This is a genomic window from Vogesella mureinivorans (assembly GCF_007644035.1).
Taxonomy (GTDB): domain Bacteria; phylum Pseudomonadota; class Gammaproteobacteria; order Burkholderiales; family Chromobacteriaceae; genus Vogesella; species Vogesella mureinivorans.
This window is the reverse complement of sequence record NZ_VMTV02000460.1, coordinates 1-283: the sequence shown is the minus strand read 5'-3', so window position 1 is coordinate 283 and position 283 is coordinate 1. Positions and strand designations below refer to the sequence as shown.

Sequence of the window (283 nt, the reverse complement as noted above, 5' to 3'; positions counted from 1 at the left end):
CCGCCCGTCGTGATCGCTCCGGCGTTCGCGGTCCGCAAGCGGGCGGCAACCGTTTTCGCGCGCGGCGACTATGTGGGCGCGCGCATCATGGCGCCGGCTGCCGCCGCCTCGCTGCGACATGCGGTCGCCGGGCGGATGAACATTCTCGTCGCCGGCGGCACCGGAACCGGCAAGACGACGCTCGCCAACGCGCTGCTCGCAGAGATCGCCGGCACCGATGACCGGGTCATCCTCATCGAGGATATACGCGAGTTGCAGTGCGCCGCGCGCAATGTCGTCGCCA

At 70.3% G+C, this 283-nt stretch carries 1 protein-coding gene; it reads left to right on the top strand.

Translation table 11 applies throughout. The annotated features are described in order from the left end of the window. Positions 1-283: ATPase, T2SS/T4P/T4SS family (locus FLQ44_RS11525; protein WP_147694474.1), on the top strand; the 283-nt coding region annotated here is incomplete at both ends.